Annotated in this window: 22 protein-coding genes; 9 read left to right on the top strand and 13 right to left on the bottom strand. The window is 73.0% G+C overall.

The features are described from left to right. Positions 1-15 precede the first annotated feature (15 nt). From ABFX51_RS19130 to ABFX51_RS19120, 3 genes are all read left to right on the top strand, one after another. Positions 16-450 (top strand): nuclear transport factor 2 family protein, encoded by a 435-nt coding sequence (locus tag ABFX51_RS19130; protein ID WP_346054425.1) that lies wholly within the window; start codon positions 16-18, stop codon positions 448-450. Between the two features lie 20 nt (positions 451-470). After that, positions 471-1,226 (top strand): MBL fold metallo-hydrolase, encoded by a 756-nt coding sequence (locus ABFX51_RS19125; protein WP_091507308.1) that lies wholly within the window; start codon positions 471-473, stop codon positions 1,224-1,226. Positions 1,227-1,361: 135 nt separating this feature from the next. Next, positions 1,362-4,112 carry a helix-turn-helix transcriptional regulator gene (locus ABFX51_RS19120; protein WP_346054424.1) on the top strand — a complete coding sequence of 917 codons (2,751 nt, stop codon included), beginning with the start codon at positions 1,362-1,364 and terminating at the stop codon, positions 4,110-4,112. 4 nt (positions 4,113-4,116) lie between these two features. Here ABFX51_RS19120 and ABFX51_RS19115 read toward each other — a convergent pair whose 3' ends face one another. After that, a complete protein-coding gene (locus tag ABFX51_RS19115) occupies positions 4,117-4,869 on the bottom strand; it encodes an SDR family NAD(P)-dependent oxidoreductase (protein ID WP_177228693.1) in 753 nt (250 codons plus the stop codon). Positions 4,870-4,970: 101 nt separating this feature from the next. Here ABFX51_RS19115 and ABFX51_RS19110 point away from each other — a divergent pair, with 101 nt between their 5' ends. Further along, complete coding sequence (locus ABFX51_RS19110) at positions 4,971-5,801, top strand: helix-turn-helix transcriptional regulator (RefSeq protein ID WP_091507302.1); 831 nt, start codon at positions 4,971-4,973, stop codon at positions 5,799-5,801. Here ABFX51_RS19110 and ABFX51_RS19105 read toward each other — a convergent pair. Both ABFX51_RS19105 and ABFX51_RS19100 read right to left on the bottom strand, forming a co-directional pair. Then, the gene (locus ABFX51_RS19105; protein WP_091507300.1) at positions 5,755-7,152 is read right to left on the bottom strand and encodes an MFS transporter; all 1,398 of its coding nucleotides are present in this window, start codon (positions 7,150-7,152) and stop codon (positions 5,755-5,757) included. The two genes, ABFX51_RS19110 and ABFX51_RS19105, sit on opposite strands and share 47 nt — an antisense overlap. After that, the gene (locus ABFX51_RS19100; RefSeq protein ID WP_091507297.1) at positions 7,149-8,018 is read right to left on the bottom strand and encodes an alpha/beta hydrolase; all 870 of its coding nucleotides are present in this window, start codon (positions 8,016-8,018) and stop codon (positions 7,149-7,151) included. The genes ABFX51_RS19105 and ABFX51_RS19100 overlap by 4 nt, the downstream gene beginning before the upstream one ends. A gap of 120 nt (positions 8,019-8,138) precedes the next feature. Here ABFX51_RS19100 and ABFX51_RS19095 point away from each other — a divergent pair, with 120 nt between their 5' ends. After that, positions 8,139-9,089, top strand: coding sequence for a LysR family transcriptional regulator (locus ABFX51_RS19095; protein WP_091507762.1), 951 nt, complete (start codon positions 8,139-8,141; stop codon positions 9,087-9,089). 51 nt (positions 9,090-9,140) lie between these two features. Then, positions 9,141-10,010 (top strand): alpha/beta fold hydrolase, encoded by an 870-nt coding sequence (locus tag ABFX51_RS19090; protein ID WP_346054423.1) that lies wholly within the window; start codon positions 9,141-9,143, stop codon positions 10,008-10,010. Here ABFX51_RS19090 and ABFX51_RS19085 read toward each other — a convergent pair. From ABFX51_RS19085 to ABFX51_RS19045, 9 genes are read right to left on the bottom strand one after another with little or no spacing between them, the layout of a single operon-like run. Beyond that, a complete protein-coding gene (locus tag ABFX51_RS19085) occupies positions 9,997-10,737 on the bottom strand; it encodes an SDR family NAD(P)-dependent oxidoreductase (protein WP_346054422.1) in 741 nt (246 codons plus the stop codon). The genes ABFX51_RS19090 and ABFX51_RS19085 overlap by 14 nt on opposite strands. A 14-nt stretch (positions 10,738-10,751) precedes the next feature. Further along, the gene (locus ABFX51_RS19080; protein ID WP_346054421.1) at positions 10,752-12,098 is read right to left on the bottom strand and encodes an MFS transporter; all 1,347 of its coding nucleotides are present in this window, start codon (positions 12,096-12,098) and stop codon (positions 10,752-10,754) included. 18 nt (positions 12,099-12,116) lie between these two features. Beyond that, positions 12,117-13,178 (bottom strand): maleylacetate reductase, encoded by a 1,062-nt coding sequence (locus ABFX51_RS19075; RefSeq protein WP_346054420.1) that lies wholly within the window; start codon positions 13,176-13,178, stop codon positions 12,117-12,119. After that, the gene (locus ABFX51_RS19070) at positions 13,175-14,044 is read right to left on the bottom strand and encodes an intradiol ring-cleavage dioxygenase (RefSeq protein WP_346054419.1); all 870 of its coding nucleotides are present in this window, start codon (positions 14,042-14,044) and stop codon (positions 13,175-13,177) included. The genes ABFX51_RS19075 and ABFX51_RS19070 overlap by 4 nt, the downstream gene beginning before the upstream one ends. Next, on the bottom strand, positions 14,041-14,880 hold the full coding sequence (locus ABFX51_RS19065; RefSeq protein WP_346054418.1) for a sugar phosphate isomerase/epimerase family protein: 840 nt from the start codon (positions 14,878-14,880) through the stop codon (positions 14,041-14,043). The genes ABFX51_RS19070 and ABFX51_RS19065 overlap by 4 nt, the downstream gene beginning before the upstream one ends. Then, positions 14,868-15,455: a nuclear transport factor 2 family protein gene (locus ABFX51_RS19060; protein WP_346054417.1), complete on the bottom strand. Its 588-nt coding sequence runs from the start codon at positions 15,453-15,455 to the stop codon at positions 14,868-14,870. The genes ABFX51_RS19065 and ABFX51_RS19060 overlap by 13 nt, the downstream gene beginning before the upstream one ends. 23 nt (positions 15,456-15,478) lie before the next feature. Then, positions 15,479-16,225, bottom strand: coding sequence for an SDR family oxidoreductase (locus ABFX51_RS19055; RefSeq protein ID WP_346054416.1), 747 nt, complete (start codon positions 16,223-16,225; stop codon positions 15,479-15,481). Then, positions 16,222-16,923, bottom strand: a complete 702-nt coding sequence (locus tag ABFX51_RS19050) for an alpha/beta fold hydrolase (protein WP_346054415.1) — start codon at positions 16,921-16,923, stop codon at positions 16,222-16,224. Before ABFX51_RS19050 ends, ABFX51_RS19055 begins: the two co-directional genes overlap by 4 nt. Beyond that, complete coding sequence (locus ABFX51_RS19045) at positions 16,920-18,179, bottom strand: MFS transporter (RefSeq protein WP_346054414.1); 1,260 nt, start codon at positions 18,177-18,179, stop codon at positions 16,920-16,922. The genes ABFX51_RS19050 and ABFX51_RS19045 overlap by 4 nt, the downstream gene beginning before the upstream one ends. 167 nt (positions 18,180-18,346) lie before the next feature. Here ABFX51_RS19045 and ABFX51_RS19040 point away from each other — a divergent pair, with 167 nt between their 5' ends. Both ABFX51_RS19040 and ABFX51_RS19035 read left to right on the top strand, forming a co-directional pair. Beyond that, a complete protein-coding gene (locus ABFX51_RS19040; protein ID WP_346054413.1) occupies positions 18,347-19,096 on the top strand; it encodes an IclR family transcriptional regulator in 750 nt (249 codons plus the stop codon). Positions 19,097-19,221: 125 nt separating this feature from the next. After that, the gene (locus ABFX51_RS19035) at positions 19,222-20,034 is read left to right on the top strand and encodes an alpha/beta hydrolase family protein (protein WP_346054412.1); all 813 of its coding nucleotides are present in this window, start codon (positions 19,222-19,224) and stop codon (positions 20,032-20,034) included. On the opposite strand, the gene ABFX51_RS19030 is transcribed toward ABFX51_RS19035, so the two are convergent. Next, positions 20,015-23,593 (bottom strand): discoidin domain-containing protein, encoded by a 3,579-nt coding sequence (locus tag ABFX51_RS19030; RefSeq protein WP_346054411.1) that lies wholly within the window; start codon positions 23,591-23,593, stop codon positions 20,015-20,017. The two genes, ABFX51_RS19035 and ABFX51_RS19030, sit on opposite strands and share 20 nt — an antisense overlap. A gap of 390 nt (positions 23,594-23,983) precedes the next feature. Here ABFX51_RS19030 and ABFX51_RS19025 point away from each other — a divergent pair, with 390 nt between their 5' ends. Next, a complete protein-coding gene (locus ABFX51_RS19025) occupies positions 23,984-26,206 on the top strand; it encodes an FUSC family protein (RefSeq protein ID WP_346054410.1) in 2,223 nt (740 codons plus the stop codon). The last annotated feature ends 1 nt before the right edge of the window (position 26,207 follow it).

Raw genomic sequence — 26,207 nt, 5'->3', positions numbered from 1 at the left:
AGAACGGAGTACACAGTGATAGTGGAACTGCGCGCGGAAGACCGCCAGGCGATCAGCGAGACCCTGTCCCTGCACGGGCACCTGTTCGACGAAGGCCACCTGGACCGGCTCGGGGAGGTCTTCACACCGGACGTCGTCTACGACATGAGCGCTCTCGGCGTCGGAACCTTCGAGGGGATCGAGGCGGTCAGGAGCGCCGCCCTGCACCTCGGCGCGGACAACCCCATCGCCCACCACCTGACGAACATCGTCATCACCGGCGAGGAGGAAGGCCGGGCGACCGCACGCTCCAAGGGCCTCGTCATCCTGGCCGACGGGACACTCGCCAGCGTGACGCACCTCGACAGCCTGCGACGCCACGACGATGCCTGGCGCATCAGCCGCCGGGTCATCTCCCCGCAGCGCGCACCTCTGGGCGGAGCCAGCCCCGCCGACGCGGGCAACCGGTGACACGAAACGAGGGAACAGCCATGACCGAGCCGCTCGTCATCACCCGGGTGACCCACAGCTGCCACCTGATCCAGTTCGGCGACCTGACCGTGCTCACCGACCCCTGGTTCAGCCAGAAGCTCTTCTACCACCCGGGCGAGCCCGTCGCCTTCCAGCCGGAGACCCTGCCCCACCTGGACGCGGTCGTGATCAGCCACGAGCACTACGACCACTGCGACCTCGGCGCCTTCCGCCGCTACCGCGACAAGGACGTGCCCCTCCTCGTCGCCGGACCGGTGGTCGGGCCGGCCCGCAAGGCGGGGTTCACCAACGTCCGCGCGCTGGAACCGTGGCAGTCCGCCCGGGTCGGCGACCTGACCATCGCCGCGGCGCCCGGCAAGCACGGCTGCTACGAGGTCACCTATGTGCTCAGCGCCGGCGGGCGCCGCGTCTACTTCGCCGGGGACACGCTGCTCGTCCCGGAACTGCGCACCCTGACCGACCGGTACGGCCCGCTGGACGTGGCGCTGCTTCCCGTCAACGGCCTGCACATCCGGATGGCGGGCAACAAGCAGGTCGTCATGAACGCCGAAGAGGCGGCCGAACTCACCGCCGTGCTGCGCCCGAAACTGGCGGTGCCGCAGCACTACGCCTTCACCGGCGGCCCGATCGGCGACAGGCTGTTCCTCAAGAGCGACAAGGACCCCGCTCGTTTCGTCGAGGCCGCCCGCCGCCTCGTCCCCGATGTCCCGGTCACGGTCATCAACCCTGGAGAACCGCTGACCGTGTCCCCCTGAGTCCACGTGCGGCCGGGCAGGCACCGGTCGCGCCAGTGCGACTCCCTGGTTTCCGCGGGGGGAATCCGGCCCGGGGTGTGCCACGATGGAGCTTCACCCCGGCGGGCGAACCGCATCGAACCTCGGTGGGGAGTCATGACTGCTGGCGCTTCCGGGCCGGACCTGCGGGGCCGCGACGGCGAACTGCGGCGCCTGGACCAGCTGCTGGCCCAGGCGCGCGGCGGGACGAGCCGGGTGCTCGTGCTGCGGGGCGAGGCGGGCATCGGCAAGAGCGCGCTGCTCGACCACCTGTCCGCGCAGGCTCCCGGCTACCGCGTGGTGCGCGCGGCGGGGCTGGAGCCGGAGGCGGAGCTCGCGTTCGCGGGCCTGCACCAGCTGTGCGCGCCGCTGCTCGGCCACCTCGACCGCCTGCCCGCCCCGCAGCGCGCCGCGCTCGCGACGGCCTTCGGGCTGAGCACCGGTCCGGCGCCCGACCGGTTCCTGGTCGGGCTCGCGGTGCTGAGCCTGCTGTCCGAGGCCGCCGGGCACCAGCCGCTGCTCTGCCTCGTCGACGACGTGCAGGAGCTCGACAGCGCTTCGGCGCGGGTGCTCGCGTTCGTGGCCCGCAGGCTGCTCGCCGAACCGGTCGTGCTGGTCGCGGCCGTGCGGGCGGCGGACGGCGAGCACGGGTTCCGCGGGCTGCCCGAGCTCGCGCTCGCCGGGCTCGGTGACGCCGACGCGCGCGCCCTGCTGATGGGCGCGCTGGCCGGCCCGCTCGACGCGTCGGTGCGCGACCAGATCGTCGCGGAGAGCCGGGGCAACCCGCTGGCGTTGCTGGAGCTGCCGCGCGCGTTCACCCCGGCGGAGCTGGCCGGTGGCTTCGGCCTGCCCGGCCTCCCGCTGGACCGGCGGCTCGAAGCGGGGTACGCGCGCCGGTTCCGGTCGCTCCCCAGACAGGCCCGCAGGCTGCTGGTCACCGCCGCGGCCGAGCCCGCCGGGGACGTCGCGCTGCTGTGGCGTGCCGCGCGGGCGCAGGGCATCGAGCCCGCCCCGGCGTCCGGCGCGGACTTCGCGGAGCTGGTCGAATTCGGGACCAGGGTCCGCTTCCGGCACCCGCTGGTGCGCTCGGCGGTCTACCGGTCGGCCCCGGCGGCGGACCGGCGCGCGGCACACGGGGCGCTGGCCGAGGTCACCGACCCGGCGGCTGATCCGGACCGGCGCGCGTGGCACCGGGCCAGGGCCGTGTCCGGGCCGGACGAGGAGGTCGCGGTCGAGCTGGAGCGGTCGGCGGGGCGGGCGCAGGCCCGCGGCGGGCTCGCGGCGGCGGCCGCGTTGCTCGAACGCGCCGCGGCGGTCACCGCCGAACCCGGGCGGGTGGCCGCCAGGGCGCTGGCGGCGGCGCAGGCGAAACACCAGGCGGGCACGCCGGACGAGGCGCGCGCGCTGATCGCGCTGGCCTCGGCGAGCACGCCCGGTGAGCTGACCCGGGCACGGGTGGACCTCCTGCGAGCGCGGCTGGCCTTCACGTCGAGCCACGGCCGCGACGCCCCGCCGTTGTTGCTGGCCGCGGCGGAAAAGCTCGCGCCGCTCGACCCGGCGCTCGCGCGCGAGGCGTATCTCGAGGCGCTCGCGGCGGGGCTGTACGTCGGCCGCCTCGCCGGCGAAACCGGACTGCGGCAGGTGTGCGAGGCGATGCCGCCCGGTGCGGGGTCGGCCGGCTCGCTCGCGGCGGGCCTGGCGGCCGTCGTGACCGGCGGCTACGAGGCCGGCGGCCCCGCGCTGAAACGGGCCGTGGCCGCATTCCGGACCGCGGAGCTGCCGCAGGCGGAGGCGATCCGCCGGCTGTGGCTCGCCACCCACGCCGCGCACGACCTGTGGGACGACGACTCCTGGCAGGTGCTGGGCGACCGGCACGTCCGGCTGGCCAGGGAGGCGGGCGCGCTCGCGATCCTGCCGATCGCGCTGACCGCCCGGATCGGGCTGCACCTGTTCGCCGGGGAGCTGGACGCCGCCGCGACGCTGGTGGGGGAGGTCGCGGCGGTCACGGAGGCGACCGGCAGCGGCCTGCCCGCCTACGGGGAGCTGGCCCTCGCGGCCTACCGGGGCGACGAAACCAGGCTGGGCACGCTCGCGGAATCCATTGTGGACAACGCCGTCCGGCGGGGTGATGGGATGGGGCTGACGGTCGTGCGCCACGCGCAGGCGGTGCTCCACAACGGACTCTGCCGCTACGGCGAAGCGTTCGAGGCCGCGGCCGACGGCGCCGCCAACCCCGACGAACTCGCGTTCGCGAACTACTCGCTGGTCCAGCTCGTCGAGGCGGCGGTCAGGAGTGGCCGCCCGGAGCGGGCCGCGGACGCGTTCGACCGGCTTGTCGGCAGTACGCGGGCGAGCGGTACCGCGTGGGCATCGGGGATCGAGGCCCGGTGCCGCGCCCTGCTCGCCGAGGGGGACGAGGCCGAGCGCTCGTACCGGGAGGCGATCGAGCACCTCGGGCGCGGCCGGATGCGGCTGGAGCTGGCCAGGGCGCGGTTGTTGTACGGCGAGTGGCTGCGCCGGGCGGGCCGCCGGACCGACGCCCGCGCCCAGCTGCGCACGGCCCACGAGGCGTTCACCGCGATGGGGGCGGCGGGGTTCGCCGAGCGCGCGCGACGGGAGCTGGCCGCGACGGGTGTCGCGGCCCGTGAACGGTACGGCGGGGCCACCGTGTCCCTGACCGCCCAGGAGGCCCAGATCGCGCGGCTGGCGCGGAGCGGGTTCTCCAACCCGGAGATCGGCGCGCAGCTGTTCCTCAGCGCGCGGACCGTCGAATGGCACCTGCGCAAGGTGTTCGCCAAGCTCGGGATCAGCTCGCGGCGTCAGCTCCGGTCGGCGCTGCCCGCCGGGAAGCTGATCGCGTCCGAGTGAGGCGTCACTGGGCGGTCCACCCGCCGTCGACGGCGAGGAGCGCCCCGGTGACGAAGCTCGCGGCGTCGGAGCAGAGGAAGGCGACGGCTTCGGCCACTTCGCGGGGCTGCCCGATCCGCCGGAGCGGGTGGGCGTCGCCGAAGGAGGCGAGCATCTCGCGCCCGTTCTCCACGACGCCCTCCATGATGTCGGTGTCGATCACGCCGGGCAGCACGGCGTTGGACCGGATCCCCTTGGCGCCGCCCTCGATCGCGAGGACGCGGGTCAGCTGGGCGAGTGCGCCCTTGGAGGCGGCGTAGGCGGTCTGGGTCTCGAAGGCGACGACCGACGAGACCGAGGCGATCGACACGATGGCGCCGCCGCCGTGGTCCTCCATCACCCGGAACGCTTCGCGCGCCTGCACGAAGTTGCCGCGGGCGTTGACGCGCATGATGCCTTCGAAGTCCTCGACGGTCGTCTCGGTGACCGGCTTGTTGAGGGTGCGCCCGGCGTTGTTGACGAGGATGTCCAGCCGGCCGAACCGGTCGGTGGCCAGCCGCATCGTCGCGCGGGCGAGCTCCTCGTCGGCGACGTCGCCCACGAGCGCGGCGACGGTGTCCGGGTGGTCCGCGGCGAGCTTTTCCACGGCGTCCGACCGGTCGGTGACGACGAGCCGGGCGCCGCGTTCCCGAAGCAGCGTGGCGGTGGCGTGGCCGATGCCGCGGGCGGCACCGGTGACGACCGCGACGCGGCCGGTGAGGTCCCAGGAGGAGGTCATGGGGTCCACGGTCGTGGCCCGGCGCCCGGCGTGGGAGGGCGCGGTTTTCCTGGGTGGAACGCACCCAGGATGAGTCGGCGTGGCGCGCTTAACCTGGCCATATGGCTCAAACGGAACTGGGTGCCTACCTCAGCGCCCGCCGCGCCCAGCTCGGTCCCGAGGACGTGAACCTGCCCACCACCGGCAGGCGCCGCGTCCCCGGCCTGCGCCGCGAAGAGGTGGCGATGCTGACCGGCGTGAGCGTGGACTACTACGTCCGTCTGGAGCAGGGCCGCGAACGCACCCCGTCGGCCCAGGTGGTGGACGCGCTGGCCGCCGCGCTGCGCCTCGACGACGACGGCAGGGCGCACCTGTTCCGCGTGGCGGGGCTCAGCCCCCGCCCCCGGGCCGCCGGGGTGAGCAACCACGTCGACCCGAGCCTGCTGCAGCTGATGTCGGCGTGGCCGGACAACCCGGCGTTGGTCTACAACCGGGCGTACGACGTGCTGGCGTCCAACGCGATCGCCGACGCGTTGTTCGGGGCCTGGTCCCATTCGCACAACCTGATGCACGTCGTGTTCACCGATCCGCGGGCCCGCGTGTTCTACCGGGACTGGGAGGAGGTCGCGCGGAACTCGGTGGCCGGTTTCCGGCTCGGCTACGGCGAGGCGCCCGGCGACCCCCGGCTGCGCCAGGTGCTGGGTGAGCTGCTGGCGCAGAGCCGGGAGTTCACCGAGCTGTGGGCCCGGCACGACGCGCGCGGCAAGTCGCTGGAGCGGAAGCGCTTGCAGCACGACGGCGTCGGCCCGCTGACCCTGACCATGCAGACGTTCGACGTCCGGTCGAGCCCCGGCCAGGAACTGGTCGTCTACCACGCCGAACCGGGCTCGCCGAGCGCCGACGCGCTCAGGCTGCTCGGCTCGCTGGCGGCCGGCACGCGTCAACAGGCGTGAAGCGCCCTGCGAGACCACCCGCGCAGACGGCGGCCAGCGCGAACGCCACGGCTTCGTAGGTCATCGCGTGCCACAGCGCGTCCGCGGCGGCGGGCGCCGAGTAGGCGATGCCCGCGAACGTGACACCCAGTGTCCCGCCCAGCTGTTGTGCCGTGGGGAGCAGGCCCGAGACCGAAGTTGCCGCCTCCGCCCGGACCCTGGCGAGGACCTGCGTGAACGCCGACGCGGTGAACACCCCGAAAGCGGCGCCGCCGGTGAACAGCGCGAGCCACAGCGGCCACCCGGCACCCCCGCCGCCCAGCACCGCCGCGACCGCCACGGAGACGAGCCCCATCGCGACGGCGGACGCGGCCAGCGTCCACGGGCCGAACCGGCGGCCCGCGACACGCACGACCGCGCTGCCCGCCAGCGCGCCCACGGCGTACGGCGTGATGGCCAGTCCGGTCCGAAGTGGACTCCAGCCGAGCGCGCCCTGCAGGTGCGTGGACAGCAGCAGCGTGAACGAGGGCACCCCGGCGTTGAACACCAGGACGACGGCCAGCCCCCAGCGCGTCGCCGGTTCGGTGAGCGTGGCCGGGTGCACGAGCGGAGCCGCCACCCTGCGCTGGGACACCACGAAAGCCGCGAGCAGCACCACGGCCGACCCGAGGCTGAGCCAGGTCCACAGTGGCCAGCCCGCGTCTCGCCCCGCCGTCAGCGGCAGTACTAGCAGTGCCAAGCCCAGCAGGCTCAGCCCGGCACCCACCGGGTCGACGCGCTGCCCTTCGTGTCCTGAGTGGACGGACGGGAGCGACGGCGACAACACGATCGCGGCGATCCCCACGGGCACCGTCAGCAGCATCGCGGCGCGCCAGCCCAGGCCCAGCGGGTCGAGCTGGATCAGCACGCCGCCGAGCACCGGTCCCGCGAGCGAGGCCGCCGCCATCGTGGCCCCGTAGGCGCTCAGCGCGGCGGGCCTGCGGTGCGCGGGCAGCGCCGACTGGATGAGCGAGAGGATCTGCGGTGCCATCAGCCCGCTGCCGAAACCCTGCAGCAGGCGGCCCGCGACGAGCACGGTGGCGTCCGGCGCCGCGGCCGCGCCGAGTGAGGCCGCGGTGAACAACGCCATGCCGGCGACGAACATCCGGCGGTAGCCGTAGCGGTCGCCCAGCCGTGCCGAGACGAGCAGCGAGCAGGCGTAGGTGAGGGTGTACCCGGCGAGCACGAGCTGGCCCGCACCGGCGCCCGCGCCGAGATCGCGCTGCACGTCGAGCACGGCCACCTGCATGACCGTCACGCTGAACAGCTGCACGAACGTGCCCGACAGGACGATCGGCAGCAGGAGCCGCCCCGGCGGGCCCGGGACCGTCATCGGGACGTCCGCCGCAGTGCGGTCGCGGCGAGCACCTTCGCCAGCTCCGCGGGCCGCGTCACGAACGGCGAGTGGCCGCCGGGCAGGGAGTGCACGTGGAACGGCCGCTCCGGCGCGACGGCGTCGGCCTCGGCGATCATCAGGTCCTGGGTGGCGGGTGGCAGCGACTGGTCGTCGGTCAGCCGGATGAAGGTGCGGTCGACGCTGCCCCAGCGCCCCGGCGAAACCGGTACCGGGGTGCTGAAGCTCGCGTACGGGTGGTCGGGGTGGAGGAACTGGCGCCACGAGTCCGGGGCGTCCGCCGGCAGGTCGTTGAGGAAGGCGCGGCGCAGCAGGCCGATCTCGGCCGGGTCGGGGGAGAGCGGGTTGATCCGGAAGGCACCCAGCTCGGCGGGATCGCCCAGCATCGGGATCCGGACGGCGTCCGCGTTCTCCTCGGCGGCGATGTAGTCGGCGAACCGCGGGCGGCCCGCCGGGACGAACGCGGACAGGTACACGAGGTGGTCGAGCAGTTCCGGGGCCTGTTCCGCGGCGGCCGAGCACGGGCCGCCACCGGCGCTGTGCCCGACGAGGACGACGTGGCGGTACCGGGTGCGGGCCTCGGCGAGCGCGTCGAGCACCACCTCGGTCAGCTGCCCCATCGTGACGTCGTGCAGCGCGGACTTCTCGCCGTCGAGGCCGGGCTGGCCCGGCAGGTGGAACCCGCGGGGCAGCGGTGCGCCGAGCCCGCTGCCCGGCAGGTCGATCGCCACGCTCGCGAGGCCGTGACGCGCCAGTGCGCGCTGCGTCGGCGCCCAGTGCACGGAGGAGTGCCAGGCGCCGTGGACGAGCAGCACGACGGTCTCGGACGAGGACGGACGGTGCACGGGAATTTCCTTCCGGTAGAGCTGGTCAACGACTCCTCCAGCTCACCGGACGGCCCGGCCGTCATCCACCGGCATATCTCACCATGGCTCTCGCGATATCCCACACGTATCGTGGTCCGCGTGGAGGCCCGTCATCTGCGCTACGCGCTCGCCCTCGCCGAGCACCAGCACTTCGGCCGCGCCGCGGCGTCGCTCGGGATCGCCCAGCCGCCGCTGTCGACCCAGATCGCCGCGCTCGAGCGCGAGGTCGGCGAGCGGTTGTTCGACCGCACGCCACGCGGCGTGTTCCCGACGGCGGCGGGCGACGCCTTCCTCGCCAGGGCACGCGCGGCACTCGCGGAGATGGACCTCGCGCGCGTCGACGCCGCCCGGGCGGCACGCGGGGAGACCGGGCGCCTGCGCATCGGGTTCATCGGTTCCTCGCTCCTCGACCCGCTGCCCGGCGTGCTGGGGAAGTTCCGCCGGAGCCGCCCGGAGGTCCGGCTTTCCTTGCAGGAACTGGACAACGCCGACGCCGCACTGCTCGCGGGCGAGCTGGACGTGGCAGTCGGGCGGGGCGGCCCGCGAGGTGCCGGTGCCGAGGACCTGGTGAGCGTGCCGATCGGGGCGGACCACCTGGTGGCCGTGGTGTCCGTGGTGCACCCCTTCGCCGGGCGCCCGGCGGTCTCCGTCGACCAGCTCGCGCACGAGCCGCTCATCGTCAGCCCGGAGGCGGCGAGTTCGTACCTCAGGCCGTTGTTCGGCGCGGATCCGTCCGTGCTCGACGCGGCCGCGAAGGCCCGTGACGTGCACACGATCGCGGGTCTCGCCGCGTGCTGCGCCGGGGTCGGGCTCGGCCCGTCCCGGATGCGGCTGATCGCCCGCGAGGACGTCCGGTTCTGCGACGTCACGCCCCGTTTCCGGTTGCCGGACCTGCGGATGTCGTTCCGGGCGGCCGATTCCTCGCCGGTGCTCGCGGCGTTCCTGTCCGTGGTGCGGGAGAACTGCGCGGAGGTCGGCAGCCGCCTCGACGCCCTGCTCGCCCGGCACCCGGCTGCCACTGAGCGGCAACCGGCCCTTGGCGCGTCCTGAGCCGCCGGTCCACTGTGGTCACGGAAACCGCCTACACCACAAGGGAGAACCATGCCTCGCCAACCGCTCGAATCGGTGCGCCTCGACGACGTCGAGCTGGCCTACCGCGTCGCCGGTGACGGGCCGGAGCTCGTCGTCCTGCTGCACGGCTGGCCGCAGACCGGCGAGTGCTGGCGCCACCTCGCCGGCCCGCTGAGCGAGGGGCGCACCGTCGTCGTCCCGGACCTACGCGGGTACGGCGCTTCGGGGCTGGCGCGGTCGGGCGCGTACGACAAGCGCGCCACCGCCGCCGACCTGGGCGGGCTGATCCGGCACCTGGGGTTCACCTCCGCCACGGTGGTCGGGCACGACCGCGGGGCCCGGGTGGCACACCGCTGGGCGCTCGACCGTCCGTCCGAAGTGGACGCGCTCGTGCTGCTCGACATCCTGCCGACCCGGGTGGTGATGAACTCGTTCGACCGCGACTCGGCGAGCGCGATGTGGCACTGGTTCTTCCACCGCGATCCCGATCTGGCCCAGCGGCTGGTGTCGGGCAACGTCGAGGCGTACCTGGGGCACTTCTTTGCGCGGGTACGGGAATCCGGGGCCGTCGACGAGGAGACCTTCCAGCACTACGTCACCGCCTTCAGCGATCCCGCGCACCTGCGGGCGTCCTTTGAGGACTACCGCACCGGTTTCACGGTCGACCTCGAACGCGACGAGGCCGATCACGCGCGCGGGGTGCGGGTGCGGGCTCCGCTGCTGGTGCTGTGGGGCGCCGAAGACGGTCTCGCCGGGGCCGACGTGGTGCGGATCTGGCAGGAGCACCACGCCGATCCCGCGGCTGTGTCGGGGCGTGCCGTGCCCGGCGGGCACTACGTCCCCGAGGAAGCGCCTCGCGAAACCCTCGAAGCCGTCGAGGCGTTCCTCAAACAGCTGTGAGGCCGCCGTCGACGAGGAGTTCCACGCCCGTCACGTAAGACGCTTCGTCGCTGGCCAGGAACAACACGGCGTCGGCGACCTCGCGCACCTCCCCGGCCCGCTTCATCGGCACGCCGTCGATCTGCTTCGCCCGCCACACCGGATCCGCCGAGCCGCGGGAGGTGCGCATCGGCGGAAGCATGCCGGGGGCGACGGCGTTGACCCGGATTCCGGCGTCGGCGTGGTGCACGGCGGCGGTGCGCGTCATGGACTTCACGGCGGCCTTGGACGCGCCGTAGCCGAGGTGCACGCCGGGCTGGCCGATCGAGGCGGAGATGGACGAGAGGTTGACGATCGAGCCGCCACCCGTGCGGGTCATGGCGGCGGTGGCGTGCTTGATGCCGAGGAACACGCCGCGTGCGTTGACCAGCATGAGCCGGTCGAAGAACTCCGTGCTGGTGAGGTCGGGGTCGAAGGTGCCGCTGATGCCCGCGTTGTTGACCAGCACGTCGAGCCGCCCGGACCGCTTCGTGACCTCCTCGATCGCGGCCCCCCACGACGTCTCGTCGGTGACGTCGAGGTGCAGGTAGCCCGCGGCACCGATCTCCTTGGCCGTGGTGGCGCCCTCGTCGTCGAGGATGTCGGCGATGAACACCGTCGCGCCCTCGCGGGCGAAGGCCTCGGCCGTGGCGCGGCCCATGCCACCGGCGGCGCCGGTGATCAGGGCGGTCTTGTCGTGCAGTCGCATGGATGTGGTTCCTTTCACCGGATCACGGGCGCGCGTTCCGCGGCTCGCTCCATTGTGGACGTGTGCCTGCCCTTGACCGCCACCGCCACGACGCAGACCGCGGCGGGCACGAGCAGGGCGAGGAAGACCTGCCGGTAGTGCAGTCCGGCGGCGACGAGCACCGTGCCGGCGGCCGCGCCGCCGATGGCGCCGAAGCGCGCGATGCCGGTGGCCCAGCTGGTCCCCGTGGCGCGGATGGACGTGGGGTAGAAGGCGGCGGACAGGATCGGGAAGCCCGTGCCGACCGTGTTGGTGAACATGCCGAGCACGAAGATCAGGGTGCCGAGGACCAGCACGTGGGCGGGGGCGAGTGCGACGAGGACGAGCATCACGGCGGCGCAGCTCATCGCGACGGCTACGGTGCGGTGCAGCCCGAAGCGGTCCATCAGCCAGCCGATGCCCAGGTTCCCGAGCGTGCCGCCCGCCTGCAGCAGCAGGCCCATCGTCGCGGCGGCGGTCAGCGAGAAACCGACGTCGGTCATCAGGATTGGCAGCCAGCTGTTCATCAGGTACACGATGAAGAACGCGCACACGAACCCGGTCCAGATGGTGAGGGTGCCGAGCCGGAACCGGCGCGTGACCAGCCCGGCGACCGGGACGCGCGCGGCGACGGCGGGTTCGTCGAGCGAGAACCGGGTGTCCGTGCCGAACCGCTCGGGCACCACGCGGTTCATCAGCGCGACCAGTTCCGCCTGGCGTCCGGGCCGGCGGGCGAGGAACTTCGGTGACTCGGGCAGGGCCGCGGCGACGACGACGGCGTAGGCGAGCGGGAGGACCCCGCCCGCGACCAGTGCCCAGTGCCAGCTCGCGACCTGCACGAACAGGCTGGTGAGGTACCCGGCGACCGCCCCGCCCAGCGTCATCCCGCAGTAGGTCAGCGCCATCAGGTGGCTGCGCCGCCGGGAAGGGGCGTATTCGGACACGAGCGTTGTGGCGTTGGGCAGCGCGGCGCCGAGCCCGAACCCCGTGAGCACGCGCAGGACCGAGAACCACAGGATGTTCGTGCTCAGCGCGGTCGCCGCGCTCATCAGCCCGAAGAAGACGAGCGAGGCGAGGATGACCTTGCGGCGGCCGAGCCGGTCGGCGAGTGGCCCCGCGATCAGCGAGCCGAGCGCCAGGCCGAGGAGCCCGCTGGTGACGACGGGCCCGAGCTGGGCCTTGCCGATGTGCCAGTCCGCGATGAGCGAAGGCCCGAGGTAGCTGACCATCGCGACGTCGATCCCGTCGAGGGTCGTGACTCCCAGGCACAGCAGCAGGACCCGGCGTTGCAGGCCGCCGACGCCGTGCCGGTCGATGACGGTGCGCAGGTCGAGGGTGGGCATGTGTCCTCCGTTGGACGGTTATGCGGGTGCGGTCCCGGCGAGTGCGTCGGCGAGCAGACGCCGCAGATCGGCTCCGGTGACCGGGTGCGGGTTGGCGTAGGGTGCGGCGAACGCTTGTGTGACAACGGTTTCCACGCCGTCCTCCGGCATGCCCAGTGCCTTGAGCGACATCTCCGCGCCCAGGTCCCGTGCGAGCCGGAACAGGTGTGCGGCGGGGTTCTCCGTGCCCAGCGCGTGCTCCAGCGCGGCCCGCGCCCGGGGCGCGGCGGGCAGGTTGAGGGCGAGGACGTGGGGGAGTACCGCGGTGTGGGTCTGGGCGTGCGGGAGGTCGAAGGTGCCGCCGAGGATGTGGCAGAGCTTGTGGTGCAGGGACATCGTCGTCGAGCCCAGCGCGGTGCCCGCGAGCCACGCCCCGTAGAGGGCGTCCGAGCGGGCCTCCAGGTCACCGGGATCGGCGGCCACGCGCGGCAGGGCGGCGGCGAGGGCCCGCACCGAATCCGCCGCGGCGAGCGCCGTGACCGGCGAGCAGTCGGGCGCGTAGAGCGCCTCGGCGGAGTGCGCGAGGGCGTTCATCCCGCTGGTGACCGACAGCCCGGGCGGGAGCGTCACGGTCAGCTCGGGGTCGTAGACCACTGTGGACGGAAGCACGCGCGGATCACGGCCGGTGGTCTTGCGGTCGGCGCCGGTCAGGCCCCAGATCGGCGTCATCTCGGACCCGGCGTACGTCGTGGGCACCGCGACGATCGGCAGCCCGGTCTCCTTCGCGACCGCCTTCGCCAGGCCGATCGCCGAGCCTCCGCCCACGGCGAGGCAGCCGTCGGCACTGGCTGCCCGGGCACGCGCGATGGCCCGCTCCGCGACCGCGACCGGCACGTGCATGGTGGCGTGGGGGTGAGGTTCGGCGGCCCGGCCGCCGAGCGGGGCGGTCAGCTCGGCGGCGAGCGCGGCCTGTTCCGGGGTGGACACGACGAGCAGGCGGCGCAGGCCGAGGCGATCGACCTCCTCGGGCAGCCGGTGCCGCGCGCCGACCGCGAAGACGACCCGGCCGGGCCGGGTTTCGTGGACGAAGTCGAGGCTCACGGCGTGACCTTGTCCAGGACCACGTCGAACTCGATGAGCCGGAACGGGTTCCCGGTCCCGTAGTGCCGGGCGCGTCCGGGGTCGTCGACGGTCGTGACCGGCCGGATCAGCGACTCCTTCACGCCGAACACCGTGTCGGAGTCCAGGTACGGGCTGCCTTCGACGAACACGTGGGTGGTCAGCGGGGCGTGCCCGGCGGCTTCGGCGATGACGTGGATGTGCGCCGGCCGGTTCGGGTGCCGCCGGGTCGCGGCGAGCAGGCGGCCGACCGGGCCGTCGTCGGGAATGGGGTAGTAGCGCGGCACGACGGTCCGCAACCAGAACCGGCCGTGCTCGTCCGTGGTGAACAACCCCCGCAGGTTGCGCTCGGGCTGGACGCCGGGCTGCTGGACGTCGTAGTACCCGGCCCCGTTGGCCTGCCACACGTCGACGCGTGCGCCGGGCAGCGGGGTCCCGTCGGACGAGCGGACCTGCCCGGCGAACACGCACGGCTCGCCGTTGTGGTCCAGGGAGATGTTCGCCCCCAGCTCCCGCGGCGGCGAGTCGACCAGGTGGAACGGGCCGAGCACGGTGGTGTCCGTGGCGGCGGGGGACTTCCGGTTGTTGATCGCGTCGACCAGCATCGACACGCCGAGCACGTCGGAGAGCAGGACGAACTCCTGCCGCGTGTCGTCGCACTTGTGCCCGGTGGCGGTGAGGAAGTCGATCGCCTGCTGCCATTCCGCTTCGCTGGGCTCGACGTCCTTGACGAACGCGTGCAGGTGCTCGACGAGGCTCGTCAACACCTGCTTCAGCCGTGGATCGGGGGTGGCGGCGAAGCTCTCGGCGACGACCTGCGCCGAGTTCTCCTCGGAGAAGCCGGTCACCGGGCACCCTCCAGGTTCGTGGTCCAGGACGGGGCGGGCAGACCGGTGGCGTCGAGGACCTCGGCGCCCGCCTCGTACGCGAGCCGCGCCGCTTCGGCCGCTGGCAGCGCGTCCAGGTCGTCGGAGAACACCTCGACCGATACCGGCGCGCTGACCCCGTGCTCCCGCAGTGCGGTCAGCACTTCGCGCGTGTCCCCGGCACCGCGCCCGGGGAGCAGGCGGCGGTGCCGCGCCTCCTCGGTGAGGTCGGGCCCGGGTTCGGCGCGCACGTCGCACAGCTGCACCGTCGTGATCGTCGAAGCGGGGATACCGGTCAGATCCCCGGCACGGGCGCCGGAGCGGAACCAGTGCCACAGGTCCAGCGTGATCCCGGCATTGGGTCGCCCCGCCGCCGTGACCACCTCCCACACCTCGCCGATCGTGCGCACGTGGCTGTAGGGCAGGAATTCGAACCCCACCAGCACGCCGTGCTCCGCCGCGCGGTCGCACAACGCCCCGAACGGCTCGACGAGATCGGACAGCGGGTGCTCGGCGAACATCGGCACGTTGAGGTGGCGCACGCCGATCCGCCCGGCGAAACGCAGCATCGCCTCCTCCGCGGGATCCACGCCGAGGGCCCAGTCCCAGTTGTGCTCGAACTCGAGCACCCGCAGCCCGTGCCGGTCCAGCAGGTCGCGGATCTCCTCGTCGGCCATGTCCGCTTCGAGGTAGTCGCGCACGCGCAGCCCGATCCCGGTGAACCCGGCCGAGGCCGCCGCCGAAACCCGCGTCGGCAGGTCGGCCGCACGCAGGGTGTTCGCGCTGCAGTTGAGGAACTTCTCCGTCACACCAGCCATTTCGCACCCTCGTCGTAAAGCCGCTCGACCGCCTCACCGGTCAGGCCGGGCAGCCCGGTCCTGACCGTGAACCCGGCCTTGGTCTGCACGTAGCCCAAGTGCCGGTACCCGACGGGGAACCGGTTCAGCAGCTCCTGGTCGAGCACCAGTTCGGCGGCCGGGTCGACCGGGTCGAGCCGGTCCTTCTCGTAGATCGGCTGCCTGCGCACGATCTTCCACCGCCCCTCGTGACGGGCGCAGAAGTCGTAGAACCGGCCGGTGCACACGACGTCGACCTCGACGCCGTCGACCATCGCGCGCTGGCTGATCGTCATCTTCGTCTGGGCGACGGCCCGGTCGCCCTCGATGTCCGCGGTGTGCCCGCCCAGGAAGTGCAGGATGCTCACGCCGCGCTCGAAACCCGCCTTGCTGGCGGCGATGAACTCCGCCGCCGGGCCGTGAAACCACGTCGCGCTCATCCAGCCCTCAGGGTGCCACACGGTGGCGAACCGCTCCCAGTCCCCGGCGTCACGCCACACCGCCCAGTTCTCGACCAGCTCGCGCACGGCGAGCCTGTCCTCGAAGTTGTTCCCCACCTTGGCAAATCTCCTCACTGTACTCAATGGACGGCCGGGGCGAGCTGGGTGCCCGCGGCCACGTGCAGCACCTCGCCGGTGATGGCCGCGGCCCGGTCGGAGACGAGGAACGCCACGGCGTTCGCCACGTCCGCCGGTTCCACCAGCCTGCCCAGCGGCGACGCGGCGGCGAACCGCCCGGCGTGCTCCGCCAGGAGCCCGTCGCCGGCCTTCTGTGTGTTGAACGGGGTGCGCATGAAGCTCGGCGCGACGACGTTGACCGTGACCCCGAGCGACCCGAGTTCCTGGCACGCTGCCCGCGTCAGCCCGACGAGGCCGGCTTTCGAGGCGGAGTACGCCGGCGTCCAGCCGCCGCCGAGCCACACCCGGGAGCCGATCGACACCACGCGCCCGCCGCCCTGCCGCCGCCAGCACGGCACGCAGTGCTTGATCATCAGCGCGGGCCCGGTCAGGTTCACTTCCAGCGTCGCGCGCCAGGTGTCCGGCGCCATGCCCGCCAACGAGTGCGCGGGCTCGATGCCCGCGTTGTTGACCAGCGCGTCGACCCGGCCCCACGTCCGGTCCACCTGCTCGACTGCGGCCCGCACCGACTCGTCGTCGGTCACGTCGGCTTGGACGGGCAGGACCTCACCGCCCAGCGCCGCCGCGGCGTCCGCCGTCCCTTGCCGGTCCAGCAGTGCGACCCGGAAACCATCGCCGAGCAGGACTTCGGCGATCGCCTTGCCCAGTGCTCCGGCTCCGCCGGTCACGATCGCGACGGGGGCGTTCATGCGGCGTGCTTCCCGGCGAACTCGACGATCGTGCGGGCCACCGCGTCGGGCATGGACAGCATCGGCGAGTGGCTCGCCTCCAGTTCGCTCCACGAGTGCGTCCTCGCCGCCATCATCCGCTGGACCTCGGGGGTGCAGGCGCGGTCCAGCGTGCACACGACGAAGTGCGAGGGAACGGCCCGCCACGCCGCCCGCGAGACCACCGCCACCCGTGTCCCGGCGTGCTCGGGCGTGAGGCGTTCGACGGCGTAAGCCGCGTCCTCCGGCGCGCAGTCGTGGTAGAAGGCGTTGCGCGCGGTGTCCGGGTCGATCACCAGGTAGTCGCCGACCTGGCGGATGTCGTCCTTCCCGGCCTGGGAACCGGCTTCGGCGTCGTTGACGGACGCGACCGACTCCCCGGGTTCGAGGCAGAACGCGCTCACGTAGACCATCGCGCGTACGTTCGGCGCGGCACCGACCTCGGTGAGCAGCGCCCCGGAATACGAGTGCCCGACGAGGACGACGTCACCGTCGATCCCGGTGAGGACACCCGTGAGGTGGTCGCAGTGCCCGCGGAACGTCGGGTCACCCGGGGCGCGGTCCTTGCCGGGCAACGTGACCGCCACGCACGGGTGGCCGTCCGCTTCCAGCAGCGACGCGACGCGCTCCCAGGCCCAGCCGCCGTGCCACATCCCGTGCACGAGGACGAAGGTGGTCATGCTGCCGTCCTTCCGGTCAGAGTCTTGTCCGATGTGGAGTGATCATCTGTGGCACGTCGTTCCCGCAGGCAGTAGGTGAGGACGATGCCGACGACGTAGAGCCCGGCGATCAGCCACAGCGTGCCGGCCACGCCCAGGGGCCCGACGAGCCCGGCCGAGACCGGACCGAGGAACTGGCTCACCCCCGCGCCGAGGTTGAGGATCGCGATGGCCGCGCCGACGCGGTGTGGCGCCAGTGCGGGCGCGATCGCCGACAGCGGGACGAAACCCGACAGCCCGGCGCCGTAGACGACCGCCACCAGGAGGATCGCCCAGAAGTTCGGGCCCGCCAGCTGCGGGACGTAGTAGAAGGCGGGCACGCTCAGCGCGCACAGCAGCCCGCCGAACCACGCGACGGTGCGGACCCGGCCGATGCGGTCGGCGACGTAGCCGAACACGACGTTGGCGAGGATGTTGGTCAACGTCAGCGTGCCCCAGACCGTCTGCCACTGCGGCGTGGACAGCCCGACGTCCCGGACCATGAACGTGCTCAGGAACACGACGAACGCGTAGAACCCCAGGGTGTTGATCACCCGGACGATGCCGGCGAGCCCGATCCTCGGCCGTTCCGCGACGATCGTGAACGCGCCGAGGACGGAGCGCAGGCTGGTGCGCAGCCCGGCCGGGGCGGGCCTGCGGGCTTTCACGAGGAACAGCAGCAGGAGCCCTCCGACGCCGATGAACGCCAGTGACGAGGCCAGCGTCCCGAACTCCCCGAGCACGGGGAGGACCGCGCCCGCGTAGTAGGAGCTGACCACCCCGAGGCCGAGCACGAAGAAGAACCAGTACCAGCCGACGGCCTTGCCCAGCGCGGCTTCCGGCGTGTCGGTCGCGACCCAGACGAGGAAACCGTAGGAGAACAACGGGTAACCGAGGCCGCGGACGCCGAACGCGAGCAGCATGACCGTGAAGTTCCCCTGTGCGAGCGCGACGAGGAACGCGACCTCGAAGACGACCCAGATCGCGAACCCCGCGAGCATCACGCGCCGGGGGCCGAAGGCCTCCGCGAGCGCGCCCGACAGCCACGCGGCGACCGCGACGACGAACCCGTAGACGCTCCACAGCAGGGACGTCTGCCCAGCCCCGAAACCGTGCTCGGCCAGGTAGGGCGAGAGGAACCCGGATTCGATCCCGTCACCGATCATGAACAGGGTGAGCGCCACGAACCCCCAGCGGAGGTGGGGGACGATGCCCTGCCGGGCCCAGAACCCGCTCACCGGCTTTCCCGTCCAGTGGCAGTTTCGCGGCCTGCCTGACGTGCCGACATCCCAGAACCTCCTTGTTCCGCTGAGTTTTCCCTGCCGGGCCCCGATCCTGCGGGCCGATCACCGGCCGGCACCAGCGCTCGTTGCCATCCAGTGGCAATCGCGGCTACATTGCGGAGGTGGCGGGCCGGACGAACACCCCTGGGCAGACGGTTTCGCGGCGGTTGCTCAGCGTCCTCGACTGCTTCGACGTCGCGCACCCGGCGTTGTCGCTCACCGAGGTCGCGACCCGCAGCCGCCTGCCCGTGTCGACGGCGCGGCGGCTCATCGGCGAGTTGTGCGCGTGGGGCGGCCTGGAACGCCTCGACGACGGCCGCTACCGCGTGGGGATGCGCCTGTGGACGATCGGCTCGCTCGCGCCGCGGCAGCGGGGGCTGCGGGAGGCGGCGCTGCCGTTCATGCACGACCTGTTCCAGGCCACGCAGGAGAACATCCAGCTGACCGTGCTGGAGGGCACGCACGCGCTGTGCATCGACAAGATCTCCAGCTCGAAGGCCGTGCCGACGATGACGCACATCGGCGGCCGCCTGCCCCTGCACGCGACCGGGGTGGGCAAGGCCATCCTGGCCTTTTCGGACAAGGAACTCCTCCGGTCGGTCGCGGACGCCGGGCTGGCGCGGATGACCCCGCACACGATCACCCAGCCGGGACGGCTCGCCGCCGCGCTCGCCGAGGTGCGGAAGACAGGGGTCGCCTACTGCTACGAGGAGATGACGCTGGGCGCGGTGTCCGTCGCGGCCCCGGTGCTGGGCATGGACGGCAAGGTCCGCGCCGCGCTCGGCATCGTGGCGCACTCCCGCGCCGCGGTGGACCGGCTCGCTCCGGCCGTGCGGGCCGCGGCGCTGGGCATCGCGCGGTGGACGGGGTGAGGGCGCGTTGCGGTCGCGGCTGTCGGTGAACGGATCGCCCCGGCGCGCGGCAGGAGGCGTGAACCCGGTTCCGCCGTCGGCGAAAGTGGGGCCGCGCGAGCCGGTCCGCCCGTTACCGTGGCGCCGTGGACACGATCACCGGTACCGCCGCGGGGGTTCCGTTCACCGCGGTCCCGCCCGAGCAAGCCGACGGATCCGCGCCGCTGCTCGTCACCTGGCACATGCTGTCCGCGCCACGCACGCACGCGGCCTTCGCGGCCGCGCTGCCCATGACCGGGGTGCCGGCGTGGCGGGTGCACCTCGGCATGCCGATGTCCGGGGTCCGCAGTCCCGCAGGCGGGTTCGACGCCGTCTTCGACCTCATCCGCCGGGACGCGCTCCTCGCCTTCCTCGCACCCGTCGCGCGGCAGGCGGCCGCCGAGTTCCCCGCCGCGCTTTCCGCGCTGCGCCGGCAGCTACCCGTCGACGACGGGCCCACCGTGATCCTCGGCGCCTCACTCGGCGGGACCGTGGCGCTGCGGGTGCTGGCCACGGGGGAGATCCCGGTGAGCGCCGTCGCCCTGGTCAACCCCGCCGTGCGGATCCGGACCGCCGCGGAGATGACCGAGGGGATCGCCGGGAAGCCGTACGAGTGGACGGCCGAAGCCGAAGAGGTCGCGCGGGAACTGGACTTCGCCGCGGGGGAGTTCCCGGGGGAGCCGCCCCTGCTGCTCGTCAGCGGGGAACGGGACCACCCCGGCCTCCGGGCGGACGCGGCCGCGCTGGCCGGCGCCCTGCGCGCGCGGTACGCGAACCCGGAGACCGTCGAACTCGTCACGGTGCCGGATCTCGCCCACCCGCTGGCCGAGGAGCCGGGACTGGAGCCGGCTCCTCAGCTGCCCACGGCCAAGGTCGTGGACGAGATCCTCACGCGGTGGTTCACACCACCTTCGCCGTGACGTTGTACGCCTCCACGCGCAGCTTCGGGTGGTCGACCTGGCGGCGCGGCGACACCGTGACCACGCGGCTTTCCCCTGGCAGGAGCCAGAAGTAGTTGTCCCCGTAGAGGGTCGGCAGCACGCGGTCGACGCCGTTGCGCTCCCGCAGGGACAGCCGCACCATCGCCGCGACGGTGCGGCCGGTGTTGCGGATCGTGGCCACGTGACCGTCCCTTGTGGACCGGAAGTCCACCGACAGGCTCGTCCGCGCGAGCTGGTTCAGCGCCCGCATCGCCGTGTCCGCGCGGTACCGCCAGTAGGTGTTCTCCGAAAGCACCGTCCCGCGCCCGTCGGTCATCGTCAGGCGCAGCAGGTGCAGGTCGGGCTGGGCGTCGGTGAACGGCACCGTGAACGCGGCGGTCGTCGAAATCGGGGCGACATCGAGGACCTGGCGCGACGGGGCACCGATCGGTGCTCCGTCCAAACCATACAGTTGCGCGGTGACGGTCACGCCGGTCAGCGCCTGCGGGGTGTGGTTGACGGCCTTGACCTGCCACGTGGACAGGTCCGCCTGCACGTGCCGGGACTCGCAGCCCTTCCGCGCCCCGTAGTAGCTGCCGTTGACGTCCAGGTCGTAGTCGTAGGTCTGCCACACCGTGCTGTGCCACGCCGGGTGCGACATCCACAGCAGCACCCCGGTCGCGTCCTGCCACAGCTTGGCGTTCCACGCCTCGAAGATCGCCCGCATGCTCTCGTAGTTGACGAACTGCGCCTTCCGGCAGAACTCGTCCAGGCTCGTCGACGGCGCGAGCCGCGCGTCGATCGCCCCCTGGTAGCCCTGCACGCCCTGGTTGCCCTGCGTGGACCAGTCGTGCAGGAACCACGGGCCGCCGATCGGCCAGCCGGGGTCGCCCTCGCCGACGAGGTTGCGCATGCTCTCGACCACGGACACGGTCGGCAGCCCGATCTCGCTCCAGAACCCGGCCTTGCCGCCGGTGGCCTGGCCGGTGAAGTACATCCTCGGATCCAGCCAGAAGTACGGCCCGTCACCGGTGATCACGCCGCTCGCCGAGTTGCCCTGGTAGAGCAGGTCCGTGTTCCGCGTGACGATGTCCCGCAGCCCGTTGTCGAGCACCGTGGGCGGCGTGCCCTCGTTGCAGCCGAACCAGACCGTGGCACACGGGTGGTGCCGGTACCGCAGCACGGTGTCCTCGGCCTGCGCGAGGAACACGTCGTGGTTGGCCGGATCCGTCGACCAGCCGTCCCAGAACTCGTTCCACAGCAGGATCCCGTACCGGTCGCACGCCTCGAACAGCTCCTCGCGGTAGGAGGAGCCCACCCAGTTGCGGATCATCGTGAAGTTCATGTCGCGGTGCATCGCGACGACGGCGTCCACGCGCTCGGGCGGCATGCGGCGCAGCAGCTCGTCCCAGCCCCAGCTACCGCCCCGGCAGAACACCTTGACCCCGTTGACGAAGATCGTCAGCGGCTTCGGCGTGTTGTCGATCGACGCGACGTCCGTCCACGTGTTGCCGTCCTGCGATACCTGGATGCGGTAGGTCTGCGCGTACGCCGTCTCCCACGTCAGCACGACCCGGTCGAACCCCACGGCCTCGCCGAGGTCCACCTGGAGCCACTGGCCGTCCTGGTACTGCGAGGACCACCGCGTCGACGGGTTGCCGTCCACGGCGTTCTCCGGCGGGTTGCCGTCTCCCACCGACGAGGCCGTGGCGGTCTTGCCCCGTGCCAGGTCCGTCCCGGGTGCCGCACTGTCCACAACGGACATCGTCCAGAGCGAGAAACCCCAGTTGGTCGCCCGCCGGTCGCCCTGCATCCGGACGTAGCGGGCCTGCTGCCGCGGGAAGTCCACGGTCTGCTCCGCGCGGCTGTCGGAGATCACCACGGGCAGGTCGTAGGTGTAACCGATCTGCCGCAGCCCGATCCGCAGCGTCCGCCGGTCGCTCACGGTCCGCCCGATCGCGGCGGTCAGCACGAGGTCGTGCAGCGTGGGATCGCCGTAGCCGTTGGGCCACCACAGTTGCGGCCGGTCGATCCGGACCCGGGAGAAGACTGCCTCCGTCCGCTGGCCTGCCGCGACGGTGACGGTGCTGGTCAGCGACTTGCCCGCGAAGGCCGCGGTGACGTTCACGCGCTGCGTCACGGTTCCCGCGTTGCGCACCGGCACCGTGACCGTCACCTCGGCGACGCTCGTGTCCGGCAGCTTCGGCAGCACGGTGTCCACCCGCGCGTCGCCGAGGACGATCGCGCCGGTCGAGCGCAGCCGCACGTGGTTCCAGATCCCCGACGCGCGGTCGCGCACGGCGGGCATCCAGTCCCAGCCGGACACCGCGAGGTACGTGGGCGAGTTCTCGAACATCGTGCCGCCCGCGTCCTTCCACGCGCTGCCGTCGGGCCCCTTGTCGCTGGGGCTGCCGGGGTGTGGCGGGGGCGAGATCTTCACCGCGAGGGCCTGGTCACCGGTGCGGCGCAGGGCGGCGGTCACGTCGAGCGCGGCGCGGCCGAACGGGTGCGCGAGATCGCCCACATGGGCTCCGTTGAGCCAGATCTCGGCTTCGTGGTTGACGCCGTCGAACTCCAGCCACACGTGGCGGCCCGGCGAGGTGTCCAGTCCGCGGGGCAGGCGGAACGCGCGCCGGTACCACCAGTCGTGCCGGGAAAGCGCTTCTGGGACGTGCATGTTGTTCATCCCGGACACGGGGTCGGGCAGCTGGCCTTGTTCGACCAGCGACGCGAGCACCGTGCCCGGCACCGTGGCGGGCAGCCAGCCGCGCGTGTCGACCGGGGTGCCGGACAGCACGGCGCCGTCGTCGCTGGGCGCCCAGTCCGCCATGGTCAGCACCCAGCCGGACTCCAGCGGCACGGTGCCGTCGTCGGCGACCGAGAGGTCCGGGGCGTCGTCCCGCTGCCGCACCGGCCAGCTGGTCCAGCCGCGTACCGCGGGCCGGGCCTCCGTGCTGGTGCCGTACACCTGGAAGCCGTTGAGCCCCAACGGGTTCGTCGTCGAGCGGCGGGAGGCCGACAGGCGCACCCAGCGGGCGGGCACGGCCGGGGTCAGCGGGATCGTGACCACGCCCCCAGTGCCGTTGTCGGTGTGGTGGACCGTCCGCCACGTGCGGCCGTCGGGGGAAACGTCGAGGTCGAAGGACACGGCGTAGCTGGACAGCACCTCGAAACCGGTGCTGTGGCTGCGGGACGCGCTCAGGTCGATCGCCGGGTCGCCCGGCTGGGCCTCGAAGGTCAGCACGACCGAGCTGATCAGGCACCGGCCCTGCAGGTCCACGACGATCCACTGGCCGTCACCCGGCGCGGCCCGCCAGCCCGAACCCCGCACGCCGACCTGCGCCAGGCCGTCCACCGCGAACTCGGCGGGGGTGGCGGCGTAGTCGGTGGAGGACACGGTGACCGGGCGGAACAACGCGAGATCGGTCTTCGCGCCCCCGGGTGCCGGGGCGGCCGCCGCCGCTTCCGGCACCAGCCCGAGCACCCCGAACCCGGCGAGCAGCCCGGTGCCCGCGGACAACACGTTCCGCCGCGAAATTCCGCTGGAGTCCTGCGTCATCGACAACTCCTGTCCCCATCGACAAGCCACTGACAACGTTGACAGGAAGCTTCTGCGTTCCCGCCCGGAAGGTCAACGGGCGGAGCAGGACAGGAATCCGGACAAGATCCGGGCGGGGCGGGGCGGGATGCGCGTGGGTGCAGGAGGTGAGCGGGCACGGAAGGCGGGCGAGATCCGGCCGGGACGGGACGGGCGCGGATGGCGGACGCGGATGGCGGACAAGATCCGGGCGGGAGGCGGGCGAGATCCGGGCGGGGGGCGGGCGTGAAGGCCTGGCGCGGAGGGCGGGCGCGCAGGGCGGACAAGATGCGGCCGAGCACGGAATCCGGACAGGATCCGGGCGCGCGCCGAGGCGGTGACGCGCGTGCCGCGCCGCCCTATCATCAGGCGATGACTCGCGGCTCGGCGACGGTGGTGCTCCGGCGGCGGCTGCCGTTGGCGGCGGGGGGCAGGGGCAGGCCCTCGTGGCTGCCGGGGTGGTCCCGCGCGGCGGCGATGCGCGCCGTCCGGGCGACCCTCGTCGTCCCGGGACTGTTCGCGCTCGGCTACACCGTCCTCGGCGATCTGCAGGTCGCCACGTTCGCCGCGTTCGGTGGCTTCGCCACGCTGGTGCTGGCGTCGTTCGGCGGGCGGTGGCAGGACAAGCTGCGCGCGCACCTCGGTCTCGCGCTCGCGGGCACCGTGCTCGTCGTGATCGGCACGGCCGTCAACGGGTCGGTCCTGCTCGCCTCCCTGATCACCATCCCGGTGGCGTTCGCGGTGCTGTTCGCCGGGGTCGCCGGGCCGAACGCCGCCTCGGGCGGGACGGCGGCGCTGCTGGCGTACGTGCTGCCCGCGGCCTCTCCCGGCACGCTCGCCGAGGTTCCCGCGCGGCTCGGCGGCTGGTGGCTGGCGTCGGTCGCGGGCACCGCCGCGGTCCTGCTGTTCTCACCCCGCGCACCGGGTTTCGCGCTGCGGGAAGCGGCGGCGCGGTGCGCGCGGGCGCTGGCGGACCAGCTCGACGCGGCGCTGGCCGGCGACAGCGATCCCGCGTTCCGCACCGCCGCGGTGGAAGCGAAGCACGAGCTGCAGACGACGTTCACCTCGACGCCGTACCGGCCCACCGGGCTCGCGACCCCCGACCAGGCCATGGACAGCCTCGTCGGGCTCCTCGAATGGTGCGCGTACGTGATCATCGACAGCGTCGGCGAGTACCGCGACCTGAGCGCGATTCCCGAAGTGGAACGGAAACTGCTCGCCGAAACGGCGACGGTGCTGCGTGAAACCGGGGCGTTGCTGGACGACGGTGCCGTGCGGGTGGACCTCGAACCACTGGAGCGGCAGCTCGGCGAGAGCGTCGAATACCTGCGGCGCCTGAACAGCGACGGGGACGGTTACGCCGACGCGGTGCACCTGTCCTTCCACGCCCGCACGGCGGCGGTCGCGGCGCACTCGGCGATGACGGACGCGCTCATCGCGGCCCACCGCGCCGATCCGTCGGCGGTGCCGGGTTCGCGGCGCCGGTGGTACGGCGAGACCTTCGAAACCGAGGCGCTCGGCGAGCGGCGGCTGGCGGGGCTGGTGGCCGCGGCGGGCGTGGTCTCGCGGCACGCGAGCCTGCGGTCGGTGTGGTTCCTCAACAGCGTGCGGGGCGCACTCGCACTGGCGGCGGCGGTCGCCGTCGCGGACCTGACGGGCGTCGAGCACGGGTTCTGGGTGGTGCTGGGCACCCTGTCGGTCCTGCGCACGAGCGCCGCCGCGACAGGAGCGACGGCATTGCGCGCGCTCCTCGGTACGGTGGTCGGGTTCGTCGTCGGCGCGGTACTGCTGCTCGTCATCGGCACCGGTCCCGGCGCGCTGTGGATCGCGCTGCCGATCGCGGTGCTCGTGGCGTCCTACGCACCGGGTGCCCTGCCGTTCGCGGCCGGGCAGGCGGCGTTCACCGTCGTGGTGTCGGTGCTGTTCAACCTGCTCGCCCCGGCGGGCTGGGAGATCGGCGTGGTGCGCATCGAGGACGTCGCGCTGGGCTGCGCGGTGAGCTTCGTCGTCGGGATGGTGTTCTGGCCCCGCGGTGCGTCCTCGGTGGTGGCCGACGACCTGGCCGACGCCCTGCGCGCGGGCGGGGCGTACCTCGCGGAGTCGGTGGACTGGGCGCTGGGCCTGCGGACCGCGGAACCGCAGCCGGGCCCCGCGATCGCGGCGGGGGTCCGGCTCGACGACGCGCTGCGCGGGTTCCTGGCCGAACAGGGCTCGAAACGCCTGCCGAAGGACGACCTGTGGCGGCTCGTCGCGGGCACGATGCGGGCGCGGCTCACGGCGTACTCCCTGGCGGGGCTGCCGAACCCGGAGGCGGGGCCCGACCGGTTCCGGACCCAGCTCTCCGAGCAGGCGGGGCAGCTGGCGGCGTGGTACGACCACCTCGCCTCGCGCCTCGACCGCACCGATCACGGGGCGGTTCCGGTGCTGGCGCCGCCGGAGTTCCGCGATCCGCGGGCGGCCGGGGCGAAGGCGGCCGACCTGCACTGCGCGCTGTGGGTGGGGGAGCACCTCCGGCACCTCATGGGGCGCCTGGACGAACTCGTCCCGCCCGCGATGCTCGTCGCCGACCTGCGCCACCGGCCGTGGTGGCGGTGAC

Origin of the sequence: Amycolatopsis dongchuanensis (assembly GCF_039542405.1) — a bacterium.
Classification (GTDB): domain Bacteria; phylum Actinomycetota; class Actinomycetes; order Mycobacteriales; family Pseudonocardiaceae; genus Amycolatopsis_E; species Amycolatopsis_E sacchari.
This window is presented reverse-complemented; position numbering and strand designations above follow the sequence as displayed.

Coding starts and splice junctions, on each gene's coding strand:
- ABFX51_RS19125 (WP_091507308.1), top strand. CDS start 471: ATGACCGAGCCGCTCGTCATCACCCGGGTGACCCACAGCTGCCACCTG.
- ABFX51_RS19120 (WP_346054424.1), top strand. CDS start 1,362: ATGACTGCTGGCGCTTCCGGGCCGGACCTGCGGGGCCGCGACGGCGAA.
- ABFX51_RS19115 (WP_177228693.1), bottom strand. CDS start 4,869: ATGACCTCCTCCTGGGACCTCACCGGCCGCGTCGCGGTCGTCACCGGT.
- ABFX51_RS19110 (WP_091507302.1), top strand. CDS start 4,971: ATGGCTCAAACGGAACTGGGTGCCTACCTCAGCGCCCGCCGCGCCCAG.
- ABFX51_RS19105 (WP_091507300.1), bottom strand. CDS start 7,152: ATGACGGTCCCGGGCCCGCCGGGGCGGCTCCTGCTGCCGATCGTCCTG.
- ABFX51_RS19090 (WP_346054423.1), top strand. CDS start 9,141: ATGCCTCGCCAACCGCTCGAATCGGTGCGCCTCGACGACGTCGAGCTG.
- ABFX51_RS19085 (WP_346054422.1), bottom strand. CDS start 10,737: ATGCGACTGCACGACAAGACCGCCCTGATCACCGGCGCCGCCGGTGGC.
- ABFX51_RS19080 (WP_346054421.1), bottom strand. CDS start 12,098: ATGCCCACCCTCGACCTGCGCACCGTCATCGACCGGCACGGCGTCGGC.
- ABFX51_RS19065 (WP_346054418.1), bottom strand. CDS start 14,880: ATGGCTGGTGTGACGGAGAAGTTCCTCAACTGCAGCGCGAACACCCTG.
- ABFX51_RS19055 (WP_346054416.1), bottom strand. CDS start 16,225: ATGAACGCCCCCGTCGCGATCGTGACCGGCGGAGCCGGAGCACTGGGC.
- ABFX51_RS19050 (WP_346054415.1), bottom strand. CDS start 16,923: ATGACCACCTTCGTCCTCGTGCACGGGATGTGGCACGGCGGCTGGGCC.
- ABFX51_RS19030 (WP_346054411.1), bottom strand. CDS start 23,593: ATGACGCAGGACTCCAGCGGAATTTCGCGGCGGAACGTGTTGTCCGCG.
- ABFX51_RS19025 (WP_346054410.1), top strand. CDS start 23,984: ATGACTCGCGGCTCGGCGACGGTGGTGCTCCGGCGGCGGCTGCCGTTG.